This is a genomic window from Alitiscatomonas sp. (genome assembly GCF_037242085.1).
Classification (GTDB): domain Bacteria; phylum Bacillota; class Clostridia; order Lachnospirales; family Lachnospiraceae; genus Alitiscatomonas; species Alitiscatomonas aceti.
The window spans coordinates 22,103-30,123 of record NZ_JAXXBR010000038.1 but is presented as its reverse complement, the minus strand read 5'-3'; the positions used below and the strand labels follow the sequence as shown (position 1 = coordinate 30,123).

The window sequence follows — 8,021 nt, the reverse complement described above, 5'->3', positions numbered from 1 at the left end:
GAATGCCCTTGCTGCGCCCACTGTTGTGGGCTGCGCTGGGGCAGACCCTCCCGTCTCGTGCTTTTTTTCATCTCAGAATTGCTTGATAAATATCTGGATCATGCAAGGTCCCCACGGGAGTGTCTAAGCACAAACACACATTGAGTCCGTATCCTACATCGGATACGGAAGCTCAAAGATCATGATGGTCTCCCGGGGATCATTTCCTGGAAACAGGTCACCGCATGGAATTTCGTCGAAAAACGCCATCTCTGGAACAGAGGTCAGATATGAGAGATAGCTGTCTGAAGGATAATAAAAAAACAGCAGTATAGACCGCGGATGCTCATAATATGAGTTTAGGATCCGGGCCATGACCTTTTGGAGAAGCTCCAGAGAAAATGGGTTGAAAAAGTAAACCCGGTCGACGGAGGAGGGAACGGCATAATGTTCGGCATTGGCCAGGACAAAGGAGGATCTTCCAGAGGATACACAGGAACTTTGGTTCTCCAGAGCTTTTTCATAAATGCGCGGATCATATTCGACGCCAATGGAGCGGCAGCGGGTCTGGCAGGACAGAAAAAGCCCGACCCGTCCCTTGCCGCAGCCATAGTCCAGCAGAATATTCCCCTTCCGGATCCAGCCGGATCCAGCCAGGCGTTCCAGAACGGAATAGGGCGTGGGCTCATAGGGATACCGGTACTGATCGGCGCTGGAATCATCTCTTCCAGCAGTCTTAATGCGAAGGAGACGGTCCCACCGGACTTCCGGCAGCTCACCGGTCTGGTTGTTCTTCATGGTGTACCTCCATTATTTCCAGGTCTTCCATACTTCCGGCTGGCATCCAACCGTCGCCTGTCTCTGATTGCGTACAATGGGTGTTTTTATGATCCGCTGGTTTTCAAATATTTTGTCTGTCCGGTCCTCTTCGGCAAGATAGGTGATCAGAGCCAGGAGGTCTCTGTCTTTGCATTTTGGGTCGATCAGCTTTTCATATCCGCCGACGGCCTGGAGAACAGATAGAAATTCGCCCTTGCTCAACCCCTTTTCCTTCATGTCGATGAACTGGTACCGGATCCCGCGTTCTTTAAAATAGCGTTCTGCCTTTTTCGTTTCAAAATCTTTTTTCGTCCCAAAAATCTGAATGTTCATAAATGTAATCTGCCTTTCTTTACTGATTCACAGTTCCAGTATAGCATACGGAAGCGGAAATACGCCATGGAAACATAGAAGAATGGATGATTTTAGGGCCTGAAGGAGGGATAGCCAGTGTCAGGTAGACGGATTGTCATTGACAAACAGACTGGGCGAGGATATATTGGAAACAGATTATGGCAACCATGGAGGAAAAGGGAACATGAGCAGATTGAACGAATTGCTTCACCAGGCGGGCAGTATTGGGAGGAATGGAGATGGCTCCATTACCCGGGTGGGATTCTCCAGGGAATACTTCCAGGCCCTGGAGTTTTTTAAAGGGAAGATGGAGGAACTTGGAATGGACGTGGAAACGGACCCGGTGGGGAATCTCCACGGCGTTCTGCCGGGAAGCGATCCCCAGGCAGGTTCCATTGTAATTGGTTCCCATCTTGATACAGTCATCAGGGGAGGACTATACGACGGGATGCTGGGTGTGGCCGGGGCAATAGAGGCAGCCGCGCGGTTAAGGGAGGAGGGGCGCAGGCTCCGTCATTCCCTGGAAATCTGGGGGTTCAATATGGAAGAATCCAGTGTTCTCGGGGGGACCTTTGGAAGCCGCTGTGTGACCGGAAAGATCGATCCGGACGTGCCGGGCTATAAGGAAAAGCTGGAGAAATTTGGATTAAGTCCAGAGATTGTCCGAAGCGTCCGACGGGATCTGGAAGATTATAAATGCTATCTGGAGTATCATATTGAACAGGGCGGCAGGCTGGATGCTTCGGGTACGGATATCGGAGTCGTCAGCGGGATCGTCAGCGTTGTCCGATACGATGTGACGGCCAGGGGCATGAGCAATCACGCGGGAACCACTATGATGGACAGCCGGAAAGACGCCCTGACAGGCATGGCGAAGCTGATCGTCGGGGCGGAAAAGCGGGCCAGGGAACTGAATGATACACTTGTCTTTACCGTGGGGAAGATCTCTGTTCTTCCAGGCCAGGAGAATGTGATACCGGGCCAGGCGGAGGCCACCTTTGAAATGCGCCATATGGATAAGACCATGACGGATCAGCTGTTCGCGGACATAAAAAGAATGGCGGAGGAGATCCCGGATTGTATCTTTGAGTTCAGCAATTCCGCAGCGAAATATTCGACTCCCTGTGATCCGCGGCTGATCCGGCTCATTGACCAGGTCTGTGAGAAAAAGAATATCCGCCATGTGATCATGCCCAGCGGGGCGTTCCATGACGCGAACCCCATGGCCCAGGCAGGCGTGCCCATTGGCATGATCTTTGTTCCCAGCGTGAAGGGGATCAGCCACCAGGGAGAAGAATACACAGCGCCTCATCATGTGGATCTGGGGGCGGACGTGCTGTATGAGACTGTGCTGGAGCTGGATGAAAAGGGACTGGAGCAGATGGGCGCAGCAGCTGCAGCGATAAAATAGACGAGGATGAGAGATATGGAAAAATGGGAGGAATTATTCCCACAGAATACCAGGAAAAAGGGCCGGGAGCTTCTGGTGAATGGCCGGATCCGGGAGCTGTCTGTGAACGAAAATGAATACAGCGCGGCGGTCCTGGGCCGGGAGCGGTATGAGGTGAAAATATCCATGGACCACGGGATCCCGGTGCGGACAGAATGCAGCTGCGCTGTGGGAAGAGGACGGGGAAAGTGCGCCCATATGGCGGCGGTGCTGTATGCGGCGGAGCAGGAAAAGGCAGAAGAGGAAAAGAAAAGCAGGGCGGAGCAGGAGGAAGCCACGGCATACTCCCATCTGGATGGAGCGGAGACAGACCGGGGCAGCGTCGAGGACGAAAAGAAAGCGATCAGAATGCTCCAGGGCTACCGATACTTTCATGGAGATCAGATCCGTAAGTCCCTGAAGCTTTCCACAGAGGCAGAGACAGGAGGAAGAAAGGCCATTTCCGGTGGACGGCTCCGGATGGAGCAGGTGGGCAAGGGCTTTGAGAGGAGCGGAGGCCAGGTCCTCGGCCAGGCATCCGCCATTGGGGAAACGGAGAGGGGGAGGAAATCTTACTTTCCGGTCCGTCTGGTCTTTTCCAGCGATGAGGCCCTGCGGGCCGAATGCGGCTGTCCGGAGTGTGCGCGCAGCTACCGCCAATATTCAGGGGACTGCCGGTGCAAATATACCGCAGGGCTCGCTCTGCTGCTGGAAGAGTATTTGAAGGACCATAACATTGGAGATATGACAGATGCCGCCGGACAGTACATTATTGAGAGTACCCTGTGGGGAAAGCTCATGAAGCAGACAAAAGGGCCGGCGGATCCCATGCGCCTGGAGCCCAGGCTGATCCAGAAGGATAAAAAGCTGTATGTGTCCTTTAAAACAGGGGCCGGACGGATGTTTGTGGTCAAAAATCTGGAAGAATTCTGTGAGCATGTGAAAAATGGCGAGGAGGCCGTTTATGGCTCGTCAACAGTCCTCAGCCATAAAAGGGAAAATTTTACCGAAGGTTCTCTCCCATGGCTGGAGTTTGTGAACAGGATCGTTCAGGAGGAGGTGCGCTTTGCGGACCGGATGGAGGATTCCTGGCGGTTTTCCGGAAACAGACCCTCTGTGGGAATGCTCCTGGAGCTGTTTGGCTGGCGGCTGGACCAGTTCTATGAGCTTATGGGTCCGTCTGGCGTGGAAGCGGAGGACAGGGATCATGGAAAGAAGAAGCAGGTGCTGTATGCCAGAACGGGAAGTCCCAGGATCCAGGTGGAAATAGAACCCAGGTACGCTGGCGGAAAACCTGGTCCGGCGGAAAAATTCGACGGGGTCCAGGTCAGCGGGACCATGCCGGAGCTCTTTTACGGTATGGACACAGCATATTTTATTGAGGCGGACGGGCTGTACCGGCAGAGCGGGGAGCTTTCAGACGGTCTGGAGCGTCTGGCTGACGTTTCTATGGACGGAAGCTTCCGTTTTTTTGTGGGAAGGAACAGGCTGGCTGAATTTTACCATATGATCCTGCCCAGGTTCAGGGAGATCGCCCAGGTGGCAGAGAAGGACGGGGAGCTGATCCGCTCCTTTCTGCCGCCCCGGGGAGAATACCAGTTTTATCTGGATGCGGAGGGGGGAGATTTTGTCTGCCGACCGGTGGTCCGGTACGGGAATCAGGAATATTCTCCCGTGGAGGCGGTCCGGTGCATAGAAAACGGACAGGATCTTATGGAACCCTTCCGCGCTCTGGCAGAGGAGGCGGGGATCGCCCTGGAGGTGAAGCGACGGTTTCCTGTGGAGGTTCCGCAGAAGGAGGAGTTTTCCTGCGGTGGAGACGAGGAGGTCATGTACCAGGTGGTGGAGAACGGAGTCGCTGCACTTGCTTCCCTGGGGGAAGTGCTGTGTACGGACCGGTTCCGCGGCTGTCATGTGGTCCGGCGGGTGCAGACCGCTGTGGGCGTATCGGTTTCCAGCGGAATGCTGGATCTGAAGATCGACACGGGAGACATTCCGCCGGAGGAGCTGGTGGATCTTCTGCACAGCTACCGGCAGAAAAAGAAATATCACCGCCTGAAAAACGGGACCTTTGTCCGCATGGAGGAATCCTCTGTCGGAATGCTGGAGGAAATGGCGGCGGCACTAAGGCTTACGCCGAAGGAAATGATCCGGGGAAATATGCATCTGCCGGTTTACCGGGCGCTGTATCTGGACCGGCTTTTGGAGGAGCACGAGGACGTTTACAGTAAAAGGGACAGTCATTTCAAGCAGATCGTAAAGAGCTTTAAGACCATAAAGGACGCGGATTTTGAAGAGCCGGAAAGTCTTTCCGCCACCATGCGCCAGTATCAGAAAAACGGGTACCGGTGGCTGAGGACATTGGAAAGCTGGAACTTTGGCGGGATCCTGGCCGACGATATGGGACTGGGAAAAACGCTCCAGATGATCGCGGTCCTTCTGGCTGCAAAGCTGGAGGGAAAGACAGGCACGTCCCTGATCGTCACCCCGGCATCCCTGGTATTCAACTGGGGAGAGGAATTTAAAAAATTTGCCCCGGAATTAAAGGTGACGCTGGCGGCAGGCACCCAGGCAGAGCGTCAGAAAAGGCTGGAGGAATCCGTTCACTCGGACGTGCTCATCACCTCCTATGATCTTTTGAAACGGGATGCGGCCCTTTACGAGGGACGGGAGTTTCTGTATCAGGTCCTGGATGAGGCCCAGTACATCAAGAATCATACCACTGCGGCGGCGAAGGCGGTGAAGGTGATCAAAAGCCGTTTCCGGTTTGCCCTTACGGGAACGCCCATTGAGAACCGGCTCAGCGAGCTTTGGAGCATTTTTGATTATCTGATGCCGGGCTTTTTGTATGGCTACGATACCTTCCGGCGGGAATTTGAGATCCCGGTGGTGAAAAACAATGACCAGGAGGCCATGGAGCGGCTCCAGAGAATGGTGGGGCCCTTTATCCTGCGGCGGCTGAAGCAGGATGTGCTCCGGGACCTGCCGGAAAAGACGGAGGAGGTCCGGTATGTACAGATGACAGGAAAGCAGAGGAAGCTGTACGACGGCCAGGCCATCCATCTGAGATCCCTCCTGGACCATCAGAGTGAGGAGGAATTTAATAACAGCCGGTTCCAGGTCCTGACAGAGCTGACCAGGCTCCGCCAGATCTGCTGCGACCCTGCCCTGTGCTTTGAGGATTATGGAGACGAGACAGCCAAAACGGACGCGTGCATGGAGCTGGTCCAGAGCGCTGTGGATGGAGGACACCGTCTTCTGGTGTTCTCGCAGTTTACCTCTATGCTGGATATTTTAAGCGCCAGACTGGATGGAGAACATGTGGAGCACTTTATGATCACTGGAGCTACGTCCAAGGAGAAGCGGCTTCAGCTGGTAAATGCCTTCAATGGGGGAGCGGTCCCAGTATTCCTGATCTCCTTAAAGGCCGGGGGAGTGGGATTAAATCTGACAGGAGCGGATATGGTGGTCCATTACGATCCCTGGTGGAACCTGGCGGCCCAGAACCAGGCCACAGACCGTGCCCACCGGATCGGTCAGCAGAAAAATGTGACGGTTTACAAGCTGATCACCAAGGATTCCATTGAGGAAAAGGTCCTGGAGCTTCAGGAGACAAAACGGGAGCTGGCAGACCGGATCATCGGACAGGGAACGGAGCAGGCGGCTCCCATGACCAGGGAAGATATGCTGAGGCTTCTGGAGATCCAGACGTAAACCGGGGAAAACCTCCCTAAAATCTATGTAAAACTTTGGAAATACTCCGCTTAAAGATTCGTAAGTCCTATTGAAAACTCTTTTTTCCGATGCTATATTGGGGCCGGAAAAAAGAGTTTTTGTATTATCATGCTATGAGGAGGATGAATCGATGATCAGAAAAAAGAGTATTATGGCGGCAGCCCTGGCGGCAGTCCTGGCCTGTCAGACCTTCCCGGCCTTTGGCGGTGCGGCTCCGGATGGAAAAACCCTGGCGCAGGACACAGAGGCAGCCCAGGGAGGCGCTTACGATGCGTGGAAGGAACGGTGGAAGGAGTTAAGCGGCGACTGGACCCAGGTTTCCATCACCCCCGGCGCAGACGAGACTCAGATGAATTTCGCCTGGTATTCCAGAAAGGGGGAGGATGCCGGCTTCCGGTATGGAAAGCAGGCAGACCTGTCCGATGGAACGGATGCAGAGGTAAAGAGCACAGACGCCCAGGAGGGCTATCAGTCCAACAAGGTGACGCTTACGGGGCTGGAGCCGGGCTCTGTCTATTACTACCAGGCAGGCGGAAAAGCGATCAGCAGGCTGGAGACAAGGAATCCGGATTCCTTCAGCTTCATTTTTGTGGGAGACCCGCAGATCGGCTCCTCCAATGAGGAAAAGGCCAAAAAACCAGAGGACATTTTAAAGGATACTTTTAAGACGGCCCAGTATGAATCGGTCATGAGCGACAGTTTCAACTGGAACCATACCCTGGAGCTGGCAGTGGAAAAGGCCGGCAGCGATCCTGCCTTTGTACTTTCCGCCGGAGATCAGATCCAGACCAATGCCAAAAAGGTGAAGGACGGGACCGTCAGCGAGATCGAGTACGCCGGATATTTAAGCCCGGAGGTATTAAAGTCCCTTCCGGTGGCCACGACCGTGGGCAACCATGACGCGGACAATGCCAACTACACCTGGCATTTCAATGTTCCCAACCTGAGTACCCTGGGCTCCAACGGCATTGTGGGCGGAGATTACAGTTTCCGTTATGGAGACGCCCTGTTCATGATGTTAAATACCCAGGATACCAATGTGGCAGAGCACAGACAGTTCATGGAGGAGACCATAAAGGCCAATGCAGACTGTAAATGGAGGATCGTGACCCTTCACCAGGACATTTATGGTTCTGCCGAGCATTCCAATGAACCGGAGATCACAAACCTCCGCTACGAGCTGGTCCCCATTTTTGAGGAGAACGATGTGGACGTGGTACTCACAGGCCATGACCATGCATATTCCAGAACGTATCTTCTGGAGGGCGGAAAAAAGAGCTTTGAGTACGACGACGATTCCTTTGAGGCACAGCTGGAAAAGGATATCGACAATGGAGACAGCAAGGAGATTCTGTTTACAGCGCCTTTAAACATTAAAAAGAATACGGTGGATCCAGATGAGATCACGTATCTCCAGTACCTGGCGGCAGTGATGGACACTGATGCCATCGTATCAAAGAAGAGGGAGTCTGTGGACCCGGAAGGGATTCTCTATATGACGGCCGGCTCCTCCTCAGGCAGTAAATATTATGATCTTACTCCCAGAAAGCAGACGTACATTGCAAGCAGATGGCAGGAGGACGTGCCCACCTATTCAGTGGTGGACATTGACAGCGAGTCCTTTACCATCAACACCTACCGGACCGATACCAACGAAAAGATCGATGAGCAGGTCCGCATCGTGAAGACAAAATAACCGGGGAGA

5 protein-coding genes are annotated in these 8,021 nt (G+C 53.8%); 3 read left to right on the top strand and 2 right to left on the bottom strand.

The window, feature by feature from the left end; genetic code table 11:
* Positions 1–153: 153 nt before the first annotated feature.
* Together WIH05_RS01990 and WIH05_RS01985 are read right to left on the bottom strand one after the other, a co-directional pair.
* Entirely contained in the window at positions 154–777 is a 624-nt protein-coding gene (locus WIH05_RS01990) for a class I SAM-dependent methyltransferase (RefSeq protein ID WP_337424903.1), read from the bottom strand.
* 12 nt (positions 778–789) lie between these two features.
* Positions 790–1,131, bottom strand: a complete 342-nt coding sequence (locus WIH05_RS01985) for a hypothetical protein (RefSeq protein WP_022274516.1) — start codon at positions 1,129–1,131, stop codon at positions 790–792.
* Positions 1,132–1,336: 205 nt separating this feature from the next.
* Here WIH05_RS01985 and WIH05_RS01980 point away from each other — a divergent pair, with 205 nt between their 5' ends.
* From WIH05_RS01980 to WIH05_RS01970, 3 genes are all read left to right on the top strand, one after another.
* Entirely contained in the window at positions 1,337–2,563 is a 1,227-nt protein-coding gene (locus WIH05_RS01980; RefSeq protein WP_337424902.1) for a Zn-dependent hydrolase, read from the top strand.
* A gap of 15 nt (positions 2,564–2,578) precedes the next feature.
* On the top strand, positions 2,579–6,295 hold the full coding sequence (locus WIH05_RS01975) for a DEAD/DEAH box helicase (RefSeq protein WP_022274518.1): 3,717 nt from the start codon (positions 2,579–2,581) through the stop codon (positions 6,293–6,295).
* 151 nt (positions 6,296–6,446) lie between these two features.
* Entirely contained in the window at positions 6,447–8,012 is a 1,566-nt protein-coding gene (locus WIH05_RS01970) for a metallophosphoesterase family protein (protein ID WP_022274519.1), read from the top strand.
* Positions 8,013–8,021 lie beyond the last annotated feature (9 nt).

Coding starts and splice junctions, on each gene's coding strand:
- WIH05_RS01980 (WP_337424902.1), top strand. CDS start 1,337: ATGAGCAGATTGAACGAATTGCTTCACCAGGCGGGCAGTATTGGGAGG.
- WIH05_RS01990 (WP_337424903.1), bottom strand. CDS start 777: ATGAAGAACAACCAGACCGGTGAGCTGCCGGAAGTCCGGTGGGACCGT.
- WIH05_RS01985 (WP_022274516.1), bottom strand. CDS start 1,131: ATGAACATTCAGATTTTTGGGACGAAAAAAGATTTTGAAACGAAAAAG.
- WIH05_RS01970 (WP_022274519.1), top strand. CDS start 6,447: ATGATCAGAAAAAAGAGTATTATGGCGGCAGCCCTGGCGGCAGTCCTG.
- WIH05_RS01975 (WP_022274518.1), top strand. CDS start 2,579: ATGGAAAAATGGGAGGAATTATTCCCACAGAATACCAGGAAAAAGGGC.